The sequence below is a fragment of the Flexivirga sp. YIM B11880 genome (assembly GCF_058148645.1).
On sequence record NZ_JBMAMH010000022.1, the window covers coordinates 1 to 17,335 of the forward strand.

Consider the following 17,335-nt stretch of genomic DNA (forward strand, 5'->3'; position numbering starts at 1 on the left):
CAGGTATGCCGCTCGTCGCGCGCACAGGTCGCGACCGTCGCGAGTTACGTGCAGGTGTGCCGCCTCACGCGTGCAAAAGCCGCGACCGTCGCGAGTTAGGCGCAGGTATGCCGCTCGTCGCGTGCACAGGTCGCGACCGTCGCGAGTTACGTGCACGTACGCCGCCGGCCACATCCCGAACGGTCGACCCGAGTGCTCAGCTCCGGCCGGCCGTGAGCCGCTCGACGGCGTCGGCCATGTGCAACTGCAGCAACCGGTCGGTCTCGGCGGGGTCCTGGTCGACGAACGACTGTGCAATTGCTCGGTGTTCGGCGACGCGGACGTCGTCGCCCTCGTAGGTCGGGTCGAGCGCGTGGATGCCCATCCGCGTCTCGGTGAGCAGCGTCCGGTGCATTCGGGACAGGCGCGGGCTGCCGGCCAGCCGCACGAGCAGATCGTGGAACGCGATGTCGGCTTCGCCCACGCCGGACGCGTCCGACGCGGCGGCGGTGGCGCCCATTCGATCGGTGATCTCCAGCAGTTGGGCGCCCGCCTCCTTCGGCGTGCCGAGGTGGATCTGCTCCGCGGCGGCTCGCTCGACCGCCTGGCGGGCGATGTACATGTCGCGGACCCGCTCGGGTGTCATCTCGATCACGAACAGGCCGCGGTTGCGGATCGACAGGAGTAAGCCCTCCTGGGTGAGCCGCTGCAGGCCCTCGCGCAGCGGGCCGCGGCTCACCCCGAGCTGTCGGGCCAGCTCGGCCTCGCCGAGTTGGGTGCCGGGCGGCAGGTCGCCGCGCTCGATGGCGTCGCGGACGCGGTCGGCGATCATGACCGCCGTCGACTCACGGACGACCGGCTCCAGCCGGGGGTGTTCCGCGCCAGCGCTCGTCATACTGTTGTGCCTCCCTCGTGCCGGATGCAGATTACTCGCCGGTCACGCACTGCCGCCGCGTGCCTGCCCGTCGGTGCCCGCGAGGAGCCGCACCGCCGCCCGGACGTAGGTCCGCGCCGCCACGACCAGTTCGCCGATCGGGACGGACTCGTCGGGACGGTGCGCCTGGTCGTTGACCGACCCGGCTCCGAGCACAACGGTCGGAACACCGAGGTCACAGCTGACGAAACCGCCATCGCACGCCGCGGTCCAGCCGCCCGTTGGCAGGCGCGGCCCTCCGGACTCCGCGAGCGCGGTGTCCACGATGCGCACGAACGAATCGTCGTGCGCCGTCTCGAAACCCGGCATGCTCATCGGCATCGCCACGTCGACTCGCAGCTCGTCGCGCTCCAGCCCCAGCGAGTCGATGCGTGCCTGGACGTCCGCCAGCACCGCTTCCGGCTGCTCCCCCGGCAGCAGTCGCCGGTCGGCCTGGATCCGGCACATCCCCGGCACGATGGCGGTGCCTTGACCGCCGGTCACGATGCCGACGCTCCAGGTGGCTGGCCCGGCCAGCGGGTGTGGCGCGGCGGCTAATTCGTCATTCCAGGCCCGCAGCGACTCGATGATGCGCGCCGCACCATAGATCGCGTTGCGGCCGTCCGACGGGCGGCCGGCGTGGGCGGCGCGGCCGTGCACGGTGATGTCCAGGTAGCAGTCGCCGCGGGCGGCGATGATCGTCTGCAGGTCGGTCGGCTCGGCGGTGATGCAGCCGAGGTATGTCACCCCACGAAGTTCTGCGCATCCTCGCTCCGATACTTCGCGGGGACCCCGGCGGCCGCGGTCACGCCTCTCGTGACACTTCATGAACCGCCGTATGCCGCGGCCGCCCTCCTCCTCGTCCACGGTCGCCGCGAGCTCGATCCGGCCGGCCGGCTCCACACCGGTCTCGGCGGCCGCCCGTTGCACGGCGGTCATCGCGACGAGGCAGGCGGCAAGTCCGCCGAGCATGTCGCTGGCGCCCCGGCCCATGACGCGGCCGTCGCGCACCACCCCGCCGAACGGGTCGACCGTCCACCCGTCGCCGACCGGGACGACGTCCGTGTGTCCGAGCAGCAGCAGCCGGGGACCGTCGCCACCTGCCGTCTCCGCATGCACGTTGTCGCGGCCGTCCGCGACCGGCACGGTCCGCACGACGAGTCCGCGTTCGGTGCACGCCTCCACCAACGCCGCGACGCGGGCCGTCTCGCCGCCCGGCGGGTTCTCGCCGGGCTGTCGCACCAGGCGCTGGGTGAGCGTGACCAGGTCGGCCTCGTCGACGCGCTCGAGGGCGGCCCGTTCGAGTGCCGAAACCGCTTCTGCTTGGCGGATATTCATCATGGTGATCCGGCCAGGTCGACCGCGCGCCGCAGCCGGGCGACTCCCTCACTGATGCGCTCAGGGGTGCTCGAGGCGAAGCAGAGCCGGAGAGCGTCCGGGAAGAGCTTGCTCGGCGAGAACGCGTTGCCCGGGATGAACGCGACACCTTCGGCGAGCGCGGTCTCGAAGAGCGCCTCCGTGTCGATGCGCCCGTCGAACGTCACCCAGAGGAAGAAGCCGCCGTGCGGGTCGGTCCACCGCGCCATACCGGCGAAGTGCTCGGTGAGCGCGTCCTGCATGGCGTGCTTGCGTTCCCGGTATGCCGCCCGCTGCGCGCCCAGATGCTCCGGGAGGTGCCCACCCTCCAGGAAGCCGGCGACCAGCCGCTGCAAGGGCAGGTTGGTGCAGGTGTCCATCGCCTGCTTCGCATTGATCAGCAGCTGCTGCAGCGACGGATCCGCGTCGACCCAGCCCACCCGCAGCCCGGGGCCGATGATCTTGGAGAACGTCCGCACCGAGAAGACCAGTGGGTCACCGTCGGCGAGAGCGTGCAGCGAGGGGACGTCGTCGCCCTCGAAGCGGAGCATCCCATAGGGGTCGTCGTCGATGACGACGCTCCCCCACCGCCGGGCGAGCTCGAGCAACCGGTGTCGCCGTTCGACGGACATGGAAGCGCCGGACGGGTTCTGGAAGGTGGGTATGGCGTAGATCGCCTTCGGCGTCCTCCCGGCCCGCTCGGCCAGCTCCTCGAGCCGGTCGACCTGCATCCCGTCGTCATCGACCGGGACCTCCAGCAGCTCCGCCTGGTAGGACAGTGCAGTTGCGGATCCGTTGGTATACGTGGGCGATTCGACGACAACCAGGTCTCCCGGATCGACGAAGAGCTTGAACGCGAGATCGAGGCCCTGCATGCCGCCGGCCGTGATCAGCAGCCGTTCGGGAGACGTGCGGTCGGGCGTGCCGGCCAGCAGGGCGAGCAGTGCGTCCCGCAGCCGCGGGTCGCCCTCGGTCGCGGCGTAGTCGTAGCAGTCCGGCCGGCCGAGCTCGCGCGCCGCGATGTCGTGCAGCGTCCCGGCGGGAACGGCGTCCGCGGCCGGACTGCCCATCGCGAACCGCACGATGTCGTGCTGTTGGTTCGCCAGCAGCGAGGTGCTCGAGTCGATCACCGAACCCACCAGGTCGGTGGCACGGGTTGCCAGGGGCAGCCGGGTCATCTCACTCCTTCGCGGTCAGGCCGCGGGGGACGTTGGTCAGCAGGTCCGGTCCGTCGGGTCCGATGAGCATCGACTCGGAGGTCTCGTAGCCCCAGCCGTCCATCCACATACCGAGGATGACGTGGAACGCCATACTCTCCTCGATCACCGTCTCGTCCTCCGGTCGCACGCTCACCGTGCGCTCGCCCCAGTCCGGTGGATAGCCGATGCCGATCGAGTAGCCGATGCGGGACTCCTTGGTCAGGCCGTGCTTGCCGATGGTGTCCGCGAACTCGCGGTGCACGTCGCAGGTGCGGTTGCCCGGTCGCATCTTCTCCAGCAGTGCGGCCATCGCCTCGTTGGTGGCGTCGGCGCAGTCGACGAGCTTCCGTGGCGCCTTGCCCAGCACCACGGTGCGGGCGAGCGGCGCGTGGTAGCGGTGGAAGACACCGGCGAGCTCGATGGTCGTCGCCTCACCCTTCCGCAGCGGCAGGTCGCTCCAGGTGAGGTGCGGTGTGCCGGCGGTCTCCCCGGTCGGCAGCATCGGCACGATCGCCGGGTAGTCACCGCCCAGCTTCTGGGCGCCGAGCGCCTGGGCGTGCTGGATCTCGGCGACGACGTCGCACTGTCGCCGCCCGGGTTCCAGCTCGCGCAGCGCCGTCTCCATCACGCACTGCGCGATTTCGCCTGCGGTATGGAGCTTTTCCCGTTCCAGCGGCGACTTGCGCACTCGGACCCAGTTGACCAGCTCAGTGCTGTCGACCAGTGCGGACCGCTTGAGGCCGGACCGGATCGCCAGGTAACTGCGGACGGTGAAGAAGTGTGCGTCGAGCTCGGCAGCGACATACGCACCCGGTTCGTCGACCAGGACGCCGAGCTCGAGCGCCCGCTCCACGATCCAGTCGAACGGGTGCGCGTCCGGCCGGTGGACGAGGTAGTCGGGGTAGCCGTGGATGCGGTCGGTCGGCAGGAAGGCGGTGTAGTGCGCACCCGCCGCATCCATCGTGCGAGTGAACAGGTGGCAGTCGCCCTCGGCCGGGACGATGAGGCACTGCGGCATGTAGAAGGACCATGCGTTGTAACCGGTCAGGTAGTAGAGGTTCGCCGGGTCGGCGACGATCAGCGAACTGAGCTGACGCTCCGCCATACGAGCCTGGACGGCACGCAACCGATCGCGATATTCCTGCTCCGGGAACGGACGGGAGCGCAGATCGACGGCGACGGCGTCGGAGGATGGAAGAGTCACCTGATCATGGTGCATCGCGAATCGATTGTTGACAATCAGACACCCAGCCTTTTGAGTGGCGGGGTGACTTCCGCTCCGCCCGTCATCGCCGTGCTGGTCGCCGAACCCGGCGACCGGCCAGCAGGTCTGGAGACGCTCGCGTCGCGCGCGACCGTCCGCTACACCGATGCGGCCGGACTCGCCGACGCCGTGGAGGGCGCTGACGCACTGTTCCTCTGGGACTTCTTCTCCACCACGGTCGAGGAGGTATGGCGACACTGCGACACGATCCGCTGGATCCATGTCGCCGCCGCCGGGGTGGACAAGCTGCTCTTCCCGCAGTTGCGCGACTCCGACATCGTGGTGACCAACGCACGTGGCATCTTCGACCGGCCGATCGCCGAGTTCGTGCTGGCCTCGGTGCTGGCACACCTCAAGCTGATGCGCGAGGGATACGAGCTGCAACGTGAGCGCACCTGGCAGCATCGGGAAACCTGGCCGCTGCGCGGGCGTCGCGCGCTGGTCGTCGGCGCCGGCAGCATCGGCCGCGAGATCGCCCGGGTGTTGCGTGCCGTCGACGTCGAGGTCACCGGGGCCGGGCGGACCGCTCGCAGCGGTGACCGCGACTTCGGCGAGATCATCGCGAGCACGACGCTGACCGAGCACGTCGCCGACTTCGACATCGTCGTCAACGTGACGCCGCTGACGGACGAGACGCGAAACCTGTTCGATCGCCGCATTTTTCGCGTGATGCGGCCCTCGGCATACTTCATCAACGTGGGCCGGGGAGCGAGTGTGGTGGAGGACGACCTCGTGGCCGCTCTGGAGGCGGGCGAGCTGGCCGGCGCGGCACTGGACGTCTTCCGCGAGGAGCCACTGCCCGCGGACTCACCGCTGTGGGACCTACCCACGCTGACGATCTCGCCGCACCTCTCCGGCGACTCGAAGGGTTGGCTGGACGACCTCGCCGCGCAATTCGTGCACCTCGCCGAGCGGTGGCTCGCGGGCGAGCCGCTGCCGCACCCGGTCGACAAGCGACTGGGCTTCGTGCCGGCTGGGTAGCGTGACCGGATGAAGCAGGCTGAGCTGCCCGACCTCGATTCGATCCGCGCGGCGCAGGCGCGGATCGCCCCGCACGTCCGACACACCACCGCACCGGTCAGCCGGCACCTCAGCGAACTCACCGGAGCGACGGTCTACCTCAAGCTCGAGATCGAGCAGCCGACCGGTAGCTTCAAGGTGCGGGGCGCTTGCAACGCGATCCTGGCCGCCGCAGAACGTCGGGAATTCGCCGGTGTCACGACCGCTTCGACCGGAAATCACGCGCGCGCTGTTGCCTATCTCGGCCGGCGCTTCGGGTTGCCGGTGACGGCATACCTCGCGCAGTCGGTCCCGGCGTACCGAGCCCGGGCGCTGGAAGCCCTGGGCGCCCAGGTGGACCACACCAGCCACGACCAGTCCGAGGCGATCGGCGCGGCGCTGCAGCTGGCGAAGGAGGGTGACTACCTCTTCGTTCCGCCGTTCGATCACCCCGACGTGATCAGCGGTCAGGGCACCATCGGGCTCGAGGTCTGGGCCGATCTCCCACCACTCGATGCGGTGATCGTGCCGGTCTCGGGCGGAGGCCTGATCGACGGCATCGGCGTCGCCGTCAAGGGCCTGTCGCACAGCACGCCGGTCATCGGGGTGTGCGCCGAGCGCGCCGACACGATGTACCGGTCGCTGCGGGCCGGTCATCCGGTGTCGATCGACGAAGTGGACACGATCGCGACGTCGTTGCTGGGCGACCTGGGTCCCGACAACCGCTACACGTTCCGCATCGCCCAGCAGGTGATCGACGAGATCGACACCGTCGGCGAGGAGCAGCTGCGCATCGCGCTGGACACGCTGCAGCGGCACGACGACCTCGTCGTCGAGGGCGCGGCAGCGGCGGGCGTGGCGTTCCTGGAGGCAGACCCGGATCGGTGGCGCGGGACTCGGATCGCGGTCGTGGTCACCGGCAACTCGATCGAGCCCGTTCCGGTCTGAGCCCCCTGAGGCGTCCGCAACACGTCCCCACCGACCGACCGTCGGTCCTTCGGGACGAGAACGGCCGCCTCAGCGCCTGCAGACGAGCAGACCGCGGCGCTCGGCGCGGCGCTCGAACCACACCGTCATCAGCGGCGGGATGCTGCTCACCAGGCCGAGCAGGGAATCCTTGGCCGCCCACTTGTGCTTGACCGAGACCGCGCAGAGGCTCACCACGTAGAGCAGGAAGATCGTCCCGTGGATCGGGCCGAAGATGCGGACGCCGAGATCGCCCGACTGCACGATCCACTTGAAGAACATGCCGATCAGGAGACCGACCCAGGAGACGGCTTCGGCGAAGGCAGCGATCCGGAAGGCCCCCGCCGGGAGACTCGTGGTGGCGCGCTCAGCGGCGGTTCTGTCGTCGAGAGTGGTGACCATGCCGGAATGCTACGTGACGTAGTAGACGGCCTGGTCCACCGGCTCAGCGCGTTGCCGCTTCCATCTGCCGCAGCTCCTTCTTGAGGTCGCCCAGCTCGTCGCGCAACCGAGCGGCCAGCTCGAAGTGCAGGTCAGCCGCTGCCTGGTGCATCTGCTCGGTGAGCTCCTGGATGAGACCGGCCAGGTCGGACGCCGGAAGGCCGGACACCCGGGTCACTCCGGCGACTTCGCCGTCCGCCACTACCGCACCCCGGCCGCCGCGCTTGCCACGACCGTCGGGCTTGCCGCGGGACTGGGCACGTCCGCTGCCCATCAGCGCATCGGTGTCGGCGTCCTCGCGCTGCAGCATGTCGGTGATGTCGGCGATCTTCTTGCGGAGCGGCTGCGGGTCGACGCCGGCTTCCTTGTTGTAGGCGAGCTGCTTCTCGCGCCGCCGGTTGGTCTCGTCGATGGCCTCCCGCATCGAGGGGGTGACCGTGTCGGCATACATGTGGACCTGACCGGAGACGTTGCGGGCGGCGCGGCCGATCGTCTGGATGAGCGACCGGGCCGACCGCAGGAAGCCCTCCTTGTCGGCGTCCAGGATGCTGACCAGCGAGACTTCGGGCAGGTCGAGGCCCTCCCGCAGCAGGTTGATGCCGACCAGCACGTCGAACTCGCCGAGCCGCAGCTCGCGGAGCAGCTCGACCCGGCGCAAGGTGTCGACCTCGGAGTGCAGGTAGCGGACGCGAACGCCCTTCTCCAGCAGGTAGTCGGTGAGATCCTCGGCCATCTTCTTGGTCAGCGTCGTGACCAGGACACGTTCGTCGCGCTCGGTGCGCACATTGATCTCGTGCAGCAGGTCGTCGATCTGCCCCTTGGTCGGCTTCAGCACGATCTCGGGGTCGACCAGACCGGTCGGCCGGATGACCTGCTCGACGTATTCGCCGCCGGCCCGGGCGAGTTCGTAGTCGCCGGGTGTCGCCGACAGGTAGACGGTCTGCCCGATCCGCTCCAGGAACTCCTCCCACTTCAGCGGCCGGTTGTCCATCGCACTCGGCAACCGGAAGCCGTGGTCGACGAGCATCCGCTTGCGGGACATGTCGCCTTCGTACATCGCGCCGATCTGCGGCACGGTCTGGTGCGACTCGTCGATGACGAGCAGGAAGTCCTCCGGGAAGTAGTCGAGCAGGCAGTTGGGAGCGCTGCCCGGTCCGCGGCCGTCGATGTGCCGGGAGTAGTTCTCGATGCCGGAGCACGACCCGACCTGGCGCATCATCTCGATGTCGTAGGTCGTGCGCATCCGCAGGCGCTGCGCCTCCAGCAGCTTGCCTTGCTTCTCCAAGGTCTTCAGCCGGTCGTCTAGCTCGGCCTCGATCGAGGAGATGGCTCGCTCCATGCGCTCCGGACCGGCGACGTAGTGCGACGCCGGGAAGACGTACATCTCCTGCTCCTCGCGCACGACCTCACCGGTCAGCGGGTGCAGTGTGTAGAGCCGCTCGATCTCGTCGCCGAAGAACTCGATGCGGATCGCCAGCTCCTCGTAGACCGGGATGATCTCGACGGTGTCGCCCCGCACCCGGAAGGTGCCGCGGGTGAACGCCAGGTCGTTGCGCGTGTATTGCATCTGGACGAACTTGCGTAGCAGGTCGTCGCGGTCCAGCTGGTCGCCCACGCGGAGTGGCTGCATCCGGTCGACATACTCCTGCGGCGTGCCGAGGCCGTAGATGCACGAGACCGAGGCGACGACGATCACGTCACGCCGGGTCAGCAGCGAGTTGGTGGCACTGTGCCGCAGCCGCTCGACCTCGTCGTTGATCGACGAGTCCTTCTCGATGTAGGTGTCGGTCTGCGGGATGTAGGCCTCGGGCTGGTAGTAGTCGTAGTAGGAGACGAAGTATTCAACGGCGTTGTGCGGCAACAGCTCCCGGAACTCGTTGGCCAGCTGCGCGGCGAGCGTCTTGTTGGGCGCCATCACGAGCGTCGGGCGCTGCACCTGCTCGATCAGCCACGCAGTGGTCGCCGACTTGCCGGTGCCGGTGGCGCCGAGGAGCACGGTGTCCCGCTCCCCCGCCCTGACCCGGCGTGCCAGCTCGGCGATCGCGGTCGGCTGGTCGCCGCTCGGAGAGTATTCGGAGATGACCTCGAACGGCGCCACCCGGCGCTGCAGGTCAGTGGTCGGACGCATGGAAGTCAATCCCAAATAGACGGCAGGAGGCTTGAGATCCGGTCGTGTTGCAGGGAGCTTGCGACTCGCAACGCGTCCGGAGAGGGAGGCTCATAGTGCAACGGTAAACGTCGGCACCGACAGCGCTGATTCCCGTCGCGACTGGTTTCGGTGACACAGATCGCGCGGTGCGCCCCGCAATGTGTCCAACGCCCGGAGCGACCCGACGATCAGCGCACCTCGAAACCGGCGCAGTCCTGGATGTCGCTCTCGCGCACCTCGACCCGGTCGACCGTGGCCCGCCGCGGGCCGTCATGGCACCAGTCGACCAGTGCGGCGACGGCTTCGGCGTCGCCCTCGAAGTGACCGGTGACCGATCCGTCCGGGGCGTTGCTCACCCACCCGGCCACCGAACGGCGCCGGGCCTCCTGCTCACAGGTGGCGCGGAAGAACACCCCTTGGACTCGTCCGGTGATCGTCACGTCGACGGCTCGTCCAGTCATGCCCACAGCATGCCGCTCCCTCAGCGGTAGAACGCCGGCCGGTCGATCATCTCGACGGCCACGACACCGTCGTCGGTCAATGCCCGCACTCCCGCGTCGCACACGCAGGCCGCGGCATACCCGTCCCAACTCGTCGACCCGGTGTGTTCGCCACGGGCCACCGCGGCAATCCACTCCTGGACCTCGAGGACGAACGCCGCGCCGAAACGCTCGTTGTGATCCATCGCAAGCGCGTGCGACCGACCGATGGCGCCGGTCCGCTCCACCAACTGCTGATCCGACAACCGGACCGTGCCGAGTTCGGCGACGGCCTCGCACTGGATGTCGTAGGAGTGCTGGTTGTTCACGAAGATCTCGACATCGATCCAGACACCGGATGCACTGGTGAGGATCAGCACGAGCGGGTCGTGCAGGTGCGGGAACCGGTGGCGGGTCTTCTTGGGCTTGTCCACCCGGGCGGAGACGATCTCCTCGCCGAGCAGCCAGCGCACCGTGTCGATGTCGTGGATGCCGGTGTCGTTGATCGCCATGTCCCAGGTGTAGCGCTCGGGCACCGTCGGATTGTGGTGCCGGCTGTGCATGATCAGTGCATCGCCCAGCTCACCTGAGTCCAGAATCGCCTTGAGCTGCCGGTATGACGGGTCGAACCGGCGCATGAACCCTACGGTCACCAGCCTGCGACCGCAGTCCTCTTCAGCCCGCACGATCTCCAGGCACTCGGACGCGGTGGGTGCGAGGGGCTTCTCGCAGAAGACCGGCTTGCCGGCCCGGATGGCGGCGATCACGTCGTCCTTGTGTGCCGGACCGTACGTGCAGACCATCACCGCGTCGATGGCGTCGGACGCGATGAGCTCCGCCGAGGACGGGAAGACCTTCGCGCTGATGTCGGCGGCCACGCGGTGAGCGGTGTCGAGGTCGATGTCGCTCAGTGCGGTCACCTCGCCGCCGGCGATCACCGTCCGGATGCGCTCGATGTGCGCCCGGCCCATTCCGCCGGGCCCGATCATACCGATGCGAACCGTCATTCCCCTTCTCTCCGTTCGAGACTCACAGCTGTCCGAGGCCGTGCTGGGCGAGGAACTCACGGGTGCGGATCGCGTTGGGCAACGGGTAGGACGGGTCGCAGGGATACATGTCCTGCTCGCAGATGCAATAGAGCGGCTTGTCCAAGGCGGCCAGCGCGTCGATCACGGTAGGCAGGTCCGGCTCGCCGGCCGGTGGCGCCACGGACGCCTTCTTGCGGACCGCCTCCGCGAAGCTCCAGTCCTGCTCGTGTGCCTGTCGCACGATCTGCGGGTCCATCGCCTTGAGGTGGACGTAGGAGATCCGGTCGGGGTAGGTGCGGATCAGATCGACGTTGTCGCCGCCGCCGTAGACGATGTGCCCCGTGTCCAGGCAGAAGCCGACGTATGCCGGGTCCGTCGCCCCGAAGATCCGGTCGATGTCCTCCCGCGTCTCGATGTGCGAGTCGCCGTGCGGGTGCAGCACCATCTGCAGTCCGTAGTCCTCCTTCATGATCCGCCCGAGGCGGTTGGCGTTGGTGGTGTAGCGCTCCCACGCCGCGCCGGTCAGTGTCCGCTCGTCGGTGAAGTCGCCGGTGTGTTCGTCGCGGAACATCGGGGGCAGGTGCACGACATACTCCGCGCCCACGGCGGCGTGAGTCTCACCGATCGCCCGGAAGGTGCGCTCCGTGTCGGGCCAGGCCTCCTCCTGGTGCAGGATGCCCCAACCGGTGCCGGCCACGACGCGGAGACGGCGCGCATCCATCTCTGCCCTGAGTCGTTCGGGGTCGGTCGGGAAATAGCCGAACGGCCCGGTCTCGATCACCGAGAAGCCGGCCTCCGCCATCTCGTCCAGTGCCGTCCGCCACGGGATCTGCTGCGGGTCGTCGGCGAACCAGACACCCCACTGGTCCGGGCAGACGCCCACCGTCAGTTGGTGGTACCGCGGGTCGGCATTGACGGCCTTGTCGCCGGCTGAGCTGGAAGCGGTCATGCTCGACCCTCCGGGTCGGTCGGTCGTGGGGAGGCGGCGGACCTGAACGGCAACCGCGGGTCGAGTGGCTCGTGCTCCCAGGTGCGGCGCACCCAGCCGTGTGCCGGCTCGTCGCAGATGAGCCAGCTCCGTTCCGGGCCGGGGCCGGCCATCACGTTGAGGTAGTAGAGGTCGTAGCCGGGCGGCGTCATGGCAGGTCCGTGCCACCCGTGCGGCACGAGCAACACGTCGCCGCTGCGCACGCGGGCGCGCACGTCGATGGGTCGTGCGTCGGTGCCCGAGATGCAGCAGTAGCCCGCCGGGTCGGTGCTCTCCGGCGCACCGGCCACCGCTTGCAGCTCGAAGTAGTAGATCTCCTCCAGCTCCGTCTCGAGGCCGGGCCGGTGCTCGTCGTGCTTGTGCGGAGGGTAGGAGCTCCAGTTGCCCGCCGGGGTGATCACCTCGCAGGCGATGATCGAACTCGCCTCCAGCGTGTCCGGTGTGCCGAAGTTCTGCACCTGCCGCGAGCACTGCCCGGCTCCCCGCAGCTCGACCGGGACATCGGGCGCCCGGACCACCGAGAACGGCACGTCCGCGGTCGCCCCCGCGAAGCACAGTGCGACCTTGGCGGCACCGACGGCGCGCAGCGTGCAGGTCGTGTTCCGCGGCACGTAGGCACAGTCGGCGGCACCGGCGAACACCGACGCCCTGCCGGCGAGGGTCACGACGACGCCACCTTGGACGGTCACCTCGACCGAGCCGCCGCCGGACAGAGGTAGGACGATGTACTCGTCCGATCCGCTGGTCAGCGTGCGGGATTCGCCGGCGGCGAGGTCGGCGACCAGCAGACCGGTGTGCTGCCAGGTCGCACCGTCCGGGCGGATCGCGACGTCGAATCCGTCGTCGGCCGTCGTGCCGTTCGGCCGCAACCAGTCGTCGTCCGTCACGATGTGATCCCTTCGTGCACCAGTTCGGCGGCGATGTCGACGGCCGCCGCCACGTCGCCGTCCGGCGGGTAGAGCAGCGCCCGGCCGATGACCAGGCCCGCCGCAGTGGGTGCCTCGAGGGCGCGCCCCCACGTCGCGTAGACGTCGTCCGGATGACCGAGGGGGTCACCGCCGAGCAGCAGCACCGGCAACGTGGTGGAGTCGAGGACGCGAGCCATGTCGTCGACGACGGGCACCTTCAGCCAGGTGTATGCCGAGGTCGCACCGAGACCCGACGCCACCTGCATCGACCGGATCACCGAGTCCGGGTCCAGCCGGTTGTGCACGCGGCCCTCGCGGCGCACCGACCAGAACGGTTCGATCATTGCCATCGTCTCGTGAGCGGCGAGCTCGGTGACGTTCCGCGCGCACTGTTCCAGGGTCGCGGCCGTAGCTGGGTCGTCCAGGGAGATGCGGACGAGCATCTTGCCGCCGTCCAGCCCACGGTCGGCGATGTCCGCCGCCCGGTATGCCGTCAGCCGATCGTCGAGCTCGAACGTCGCGCCCTGCAGGCCGCCGCGGTTCATGGAGCCGATCGCCAGCTTGCCCTCGAGGAGGCCGGCGAGCAGCAGGTCCTCCAAGATGTCAGGAGTGCCGAGCACTCCGTCGACCCCTGGATGCGCCAAGGCGGTGGCGAGCCGCTGCAGCAACTCGGGCCGCGACGACATCGCGGTCGCGTCGTCCCGCACCCCGAGTGCACCACGAGCCGGGTGATCGGCAGCGACGACGAGAATCTTGTCGCCTCGTTCCAGGACGGTCCGCCGGCGGCGCCCGGCCCAGGCAGCCGCCACCGCGGAGGGGTTCCGCCGCCGTAGGGCGGCGAGCTGTGCGGTGTCGATCGTCACGAAGAGCTCCGCGCGACGAGAAAGTCGTCGAGTTCGCCGGGAGTCGGCATCGCAGAGCTGCACTCCAGCCGCCCGGCGACGATGGCTCCTGCGGCATTCGCGCGGCTCACCGTCTCCGCGAGCGGACGGCCTTCGAGCAGGCCCGCGCAGAAGGCCCCGCCGAAGGCGTCTCCGGCGCCGAGTCCGTTGACGACCTCGACAGGTGCCGGCGGGACCACGTGCGATTCGTCGGCCGTTGTCACGAGCACGCCGTTCGGCCCCTGCTTCACGACGGCGACCTGCACACCGCGATCGAGCAGTGCACGTGCCGCGCGCTCCGGATCGGTCTCCCCGACCGCGACCTCGCACTCCTTCTCATTGCCGATCGCGATGGTGCACTGCCCGAGCGCCTCCTCGGCCGCTCTGCGTGCCGTCGCCGGTGTGTCCCAGAACATCGCCCGGTAGTCGAGATCGATGACGGTGTGGCCGGCGCGCCCGCGGGTGTCCCAGGCCCGCAGGTGAGCATCCTTGCTGGGCTGCGTCGAGAGTCCGGTGAGGGTGGACCAGTAGATGCCCGCCCCACGGACAGCGTCGACGGGGATCTCGTCCGGCTCGATGCACAGATCGGGTGCGACGGGGAATCGGTAGAAGTAGAGCGGGAACTCGTCGGGCGGAAACATCTCGCAGAAGGTGACCGGCGTCGGCAGCCCGGGCACCGCCGTGACGTAGGAATCGTCGACCCCGAACTCCCGGAGGCTCCGGTGCACGAACCGTCCGAAAGGGTCCTCGCCGGTGCGAGTGATCACCGCGGACCGCCAGCCCAGCCGGGACGCCGCAACGGCGACATTGGTGGCGCTGCCGCCGAGGAATTTGCCGAAGGTCGCGACGTCCTCGAGGCCGACGCCGATCTGGTGCGGGTAGATGTCGACGCCGACGCGCCCGATGGTCAACACATCGGGAGCTCCGCTCGCGGACATACGGTGAGACCCTTCGCTGGCAGCAGGTGAGCTCGGTCGGGACGTGGCGTCGCACTCCCCTCGATCCAACCCTCTCGGACGGCACCTCGTCAAGTAATTGTCCTGACATTATGACGTGCTAACGAACGGGTGACCGTCCAGTACGCTGCCCATATGTCAGCTCAACTCCCGATCCGGATCGATCGGAGCAGTCCGGTGCCGCTGTACTACCAGCTGGCGGAGCAGCTGACCGCGGCGATCGAGTCGGGAGTGCTGAAGCCGGGCGACGCCCTGGAGAACGAGCTCTCGCTGGCTGCGCGCCTCAAGCTGTCACGACCGACGGTCCGCCGAGCCATCGCGGAACTCGTCGAGCGCGGGCAGCTGGCGCGGCGGCGCGGCATCGGCACCACGGTGGCGAGCCCGATCGTGCATCGGCGCGACGAGCTCACCAGCCTGCACGACGATCTGCGGCGAGCAGGTCGCGATCCCCGTACCGACGTGCTCGTGTTCGACACGGCGGCGCGCAACCAGCAGGTCGCCGAGATTCTGGGCGTCGACGTCGACACGCCGCTCGTCTTCATCGAGCGGCTGAGGTATGCCGGCAGTGAGCCGCTGGCGGTGTTGCACAACTGGCTGCAACCCGGGTTCGCCGACCTCACCGAGGAGCAGTTGAGGCGGGAGGGCCTCTACGAGATCCTGCGGCATCGCGGGGTGCGTCCGGCGGTGGCGCAGCAGAGCATCGGTGCGCGGACCGCCCGGGCCACCGAGCGTCGCCTGCTCGGCACGCCCAAGACCGTGCCGGTGCTGACCATGACCCGGCGGGCGTATGACGCGGACGGCGCGCCGGTGGAGTACGGCGACCACTGCTACCGGGCCGACAGTTACGCCTTCGACATCACCGTGCACGAACGCCACTGATCGTCACAGGTGGTGGCGCTGGCCCGACCGCTCGGCGTCGTACTCCGCGCGGGCGACCTGCGTGCTCGCCAGCTCACTGACCTCGGCCACCGGCACGTCCCACCAGGCCGTGCCAGGCGGATTGGGACCGTGGAGGTCGGTTTCGATGTAGAGCACGGTCGGACCGTCCAGCTCGACCGCCTTCGCGTAATTGCTCCGGAACTCGTCGATTCCATTGCACCGTAAGACAGTTGCTCCCCAGCTCGCGGCATTGGCGGCGAGGTCGACCGGCACGTCGACGCCGTCCAAACGACCGGTTGCGGCGTTGCGCATGCGATAGCTGGTCCCGAACCGCTGACTCCCCCGCGACTCGCTCAGTGCGCCGATCGAGGCGTACCCGTGGTTCTGCAGCAGCACGATGATGACCTTGAGCCGCTCGGCGACGATGGTGGCCAGCTCCATCGGCAGCATCTGATAGCTGCCGTCGCCGACGATCGCGACCACCTGCCCGTGGTCGCCCTTCGCCATACGGACCCCCATTGCGGCGGGGATCTCGTATCCCATGCAGGAGAAGGCATATTCGAGGTGGTACTGCTCGGGGGTGGAAGCGCGCCAGAGGCACTGCAGGTCCCCCGGCATCGAGCCGGCGGCGTTGACGATGACATCGGTCGGCCCCACCAGGTCGTTGAGCGCGCCGAACACCTCGGTCTGCGCGGGTAGCGGCCCGTGGCCGAGGTGGTAACAGCGGTCGACCACCTGCTGCCAGTCCGCGGCGCGGTGGCGGATCTCGTCCCGATAGGCGGCGTCGACGGCATACCCGGACAGCGCCGAACGCAGCGCGCCGAGCGCCTCGCGTGCATCCGCGATCACCAGCTCCGCGCCGTTCTTGGCGGCGTCGCAGGGGAGCACGTTGACGTTGACGAAGCGCACGTCGGGGTCGGCGAAGACCGTGTGACTCGCCGTGGTGAAGTCGCTGTAGCGGGTGCCGATGCCGATGACCAGGTCGGCCCGGCGGGCGATCTCGTTGGCAGCACCGGCGCCCGTCGCGCCGACCCCGCCGACTGCGCACGGGTGGTCCCAGTTGATCGCGCCCTTGCCGGCCTGCGTGTCGGCGACGGGAATTCCTGTTGCCGTAGCGAATTCGCGCAACGCCTCGGAGGCGCCCGAGTAGACGACACCACCGCCGACGACCACGAGCGGGCGTCGGGCGGCCCGGATGGCGGCGACCGCCCGCTCCAGTGCTGCCGGTTCGGGCACCGGGCGCGCGACGTGCCAGATGCGCTCGGCGAAGAAGTCGACCGGCCAGTCATGAGCCTCCGCCTGGACGTCCTGCGGTAGGCAGAGGACCACCGCGCCCGTCTCGGCCGGGTCGGTGAGCACTCGCATCGCCATGAGTGCGCTCGGGATGAGCTGTTCCGGACGGTTGATGCGGTCCCAGAACCGAGCGACCGGCTTGAACGCGTCGTTCACCGAAATGTCCGGAGTGCGCGGGTCCTCCAGCTGCTGCAGCACCGGGTCGGGCCGGCGGGTCGCAAAGATGTCCGACGGCAGTAACAGAACCGGCAGCCGGTTGGTGGTGGCCACGGCGGCTCCGGTGATCATGTTGGTGGAGCCCGGTCCGATCGAGGCGGTGACGGCGAGCGTCTGCAGCCGGTTCGTCGTCTTGGCGAAGGCCACCGCGGCGTGGACAGCGCCCTGCTCGTTGCGCGCCATGTAATAGGGAAGCTCCCCCGCCGCCGGCTGGGTGTGGGACGCCTCGACCGGGGCACCGGTGGCCTCGGCCTGCACCTGTGCCTGGAGCAGCGCCTGACCGAGGCCCGCCACGTTGCCGTGGCCGAAAATGCCGAACACCCCTGGGATCAGCCGACGCCGCACACCGTCGCGCTCGCTGTGCTGCGCGGCCAGGAAGCGAACGAGCGCCTGCCCGACCGTCAGGCGCACCGTCTCCGGTGGCTGTGCCATGCCGTGCTC

General features: G+C 69.1%; 16 protein-coding genes. 3 read left to right on the forward strand and 13 right to left on the reverse strand.

Going from position 1 to position 17,335, the window contains the following annotated elements:
- Nucleotides 1–196: 196 nt before the first annotated feature.
- Genes ACN8HC_RS18950 through ACN8HC_RS18965 form a run of 4 tightly spaced genes read right to left on the reverse strand, consistent with a single transcriptional unit; the run spans nucleotide 197 to nucleotide 4,651 of the window.
- A complete protein-coding gene (locus tag ACN8HC_RS18950; RefSeq protein ID WP_490076411.1) occupies nucleotides 197–874 on the reverse strand; it encodes a GntR family transcriptional regulator in 678 nt (225 codons plus the stop codon).
- Nucleotides 875–916: 42 nt separating this feature from the next.
- Nucleotides 917–2,230, reverse strand: coding sequence for a M20 family metallopeptidase (locus ACN8HC_RS18955; protein WP_490076412.1), 1,314 nt, complete (start codon nucleotides 2,228–2,230; stop codon nucleotides 917–919).
- Nucleotides 2,230–3,426, reverse strand: coding sequence for an aminotransferase-like domain-containing protein (locus ACN8HC_RS18960; protein ID WP_490076413.1), 1,197 nt, complete (start codon nucleotides 3,424–3,426; stop codon nucleotides 2,230–2,232). Before ACN8HC_RS18960 ends, ACN8HC_RS18955 begins: the two co-directional genes overlap by 1 nt.
- A gap of 1 nt (nucleotide 3,427) precedes the next feature.
- Complete coding sequence (locus ACN8HC_RS18965; protein WP_490076414.1) at nucleotides 3,428–4,651, reverse strand: M24 family metallopeptidase; 1,224 nt, start codon at nucleotides 4,649–4,651, stop codon at nucleotides 3,428–3,430.
- 63 nt (nucleotides 4,652–4,714) lie between these two features.
- Here ACN8HC_RS18965 and ACN8HC_RS18970 point away from each other — a divergent pair, with 63 nt between their 5' ends.
- Both ACN8HC_RS18970 and ACN8HC_RS18975 read left to right on the forward strand, forming a co-directional pair.
- A complete protein-coding gene (locus tag ACN8HC_RS18970; RefSeq protein WP_490076415.1) occupies nucleotides 4,715–5,692 on the forward strand; it encodes a D-2-hydroxyacid dehydrogenase in 978 nt (325 codons plus the stop codon).
- A gap of 9 nt (nucleotides 5,693–5,701) precedes the next feature.
- Nucleotides 5,702–6,658, forward strand: a complete 957-nt coding sequence (locus ACN8HC_RS18975) for a threonine ammonia-lyase (protein WP_490076416.1) — start codon at nucleotides 5,702–5,704, stop codon at nucleotides 6,656–6,658.
- 69 nt (nucleotides 6,659–6,727) lie between these two features.
- Here the strand turns inward: ACN8HC_RS18975 and ACN8HC_RS18980 are convergent, their stop codons facing one another.
- From ACN8HC_RS18980 to iolC, 8 genes are all read right to left on the reverse strand, one after another.
- A complete protein-coding gene (locus ACN8HC_RS18980) occupies nucleotides 6,728–7,078 on the reverse strand; it encodes a DUF3817 domain-containing protein (protein ID WP_490076417.1) in 351 nt (116 codons plus the stop codon).
- Between the two features lie 43 nt (nucleotides 7,079–7,121).
- Nucleotides 7,122–9,245, reverse strand: coding sequence for an excinuclease ABC subunit UvrB (uvrB, locus tag ACN8HC_RS18985; RefSeq protein WP_490076418.1), 2,124 nt, complete (start codon nucleotides 9,243–9,245; stop codon nucleotides 7,122–7,124).
- Between the two features lie 209 nt (nucleotides 9,246–9,454).
- Entirely contained in the window at nucleotides 9,455–9,727 is a 273-nt protein-coding gene (locus ACN8HC_RS18990) for an acylphosphatase (protein ID WP_490076419.1), read from the reverse strand.
- Nucleotides 9,728–9,747: 20 nt separating this feature from the next.
- Nucleotides 9,748–10,752 carry a Gfo/Idh/MocA family protein gene (locus ACN8HC_RS18995; RefSeq protein ID WP_490076420.1) on the reverse strand — a complete coding sequence of 335 codons (1,005 nt, stop codon included), beginning with the start codon at nucleotides 10,750–10,752 and terminating at the stop codon, nucleotides 9,748–9,750.
- A 22-nt stretch (nucleotides 10,753–10,774) separates the two neighbouring features.
- A complete protein-coding gene (locus ACN8HC_RS19000) occupies nucleotides 10,775–11,722 on the reverse strand; it encodes a TIM barrel protein (protein ID WP_490076421.1) in 948 nt (315 codons plus the stop codon).
- Nucleotides 11,719–12,648, reverse strand: a complete 930-nt coding sequence (gene iolB / locus ACN8HC_RS19005; RefSeq protein ID WP_490076422.1) for a 5-deoxy-glucuronate isomerase — start codon at nucleotides 12,646–12,648, stop codon at nucleotides 11,719–11,721. Before iolB ends, ACN8HC_RS19000 begins: the two co-directional genes overlap by 4 nt.
- Nucleotides 12,645–13,526: a Cgl0159 family (beta/alpha)8-fold protein gene (locus ACN8HC_RS19010; RefSeq protein ID WP_490076440.1), complete on the reverse strand. Its 882-nt coding sequence runs from the start codon at nucleotides 13,524–13,526 to the stop codon at nucleotides 12,645–12,647. The genes iolB and ACN8HC_RS19010 overlap by 4 nt, the downstream gene beginning before the upstream one ends.
- Nucleotides 13,527–13,528: 2 nt before the next feature.
- Complete coding sequence (gene iolC, locus ACN8HC_RS19015; RefSeq protein WP_490076423.1) at nucleotides 13,529–14,488, reverse strand: 5-dehydro-2-deoxygluconokinase; 960 nt, start codon at nucleotides 14,486–14,488, stop codon at nucleotides 13,529–13,531.
- A gap of 153 nt (nucleotides 14,489–14,641) precedes the next feature.
- On the opposite strand from iolC, the gene ACN8HC_RS19020 reads away from it, so the two are divergent.
- Nucleotides 14,642–15,385: a GntR family transcriptional regulator gene (locus tag ACN8HC_RS19020; protein ID WP_490076424.1), complete on the forward strand. Its 744-nt coding sequence runs from the start codon at nucleotides 14,642–14,644 to the stop codon at nucleotides 15,383–15,385.
- Nucleotides 15,386–15,388: 3 nt separating this feature from the next.
- Here ACN8HC_RS19020 and iolD read toward each other — a convergent pair whose 3' ends face one another.
- Nucleotides 15,389–17,326 carry a 3D-(3,5/4)-trihydroxycyclohexane-1,2-dione acylhydrolase (decyclizing) gene (gene iolD, locus ACN8HC_RS19025; protein ID WP_490076425.1) on the reverse strand — a complete coding sequence of 646 codons (1,938 nt, stop codon included), beginning with the start codon at nucleotides 17,324–17,326 and terminating at the stop codon, nucleotides 15,389–15,391.
- Nucleotides 17,327–17,335 lie beyond the last annotated feature (9 nt).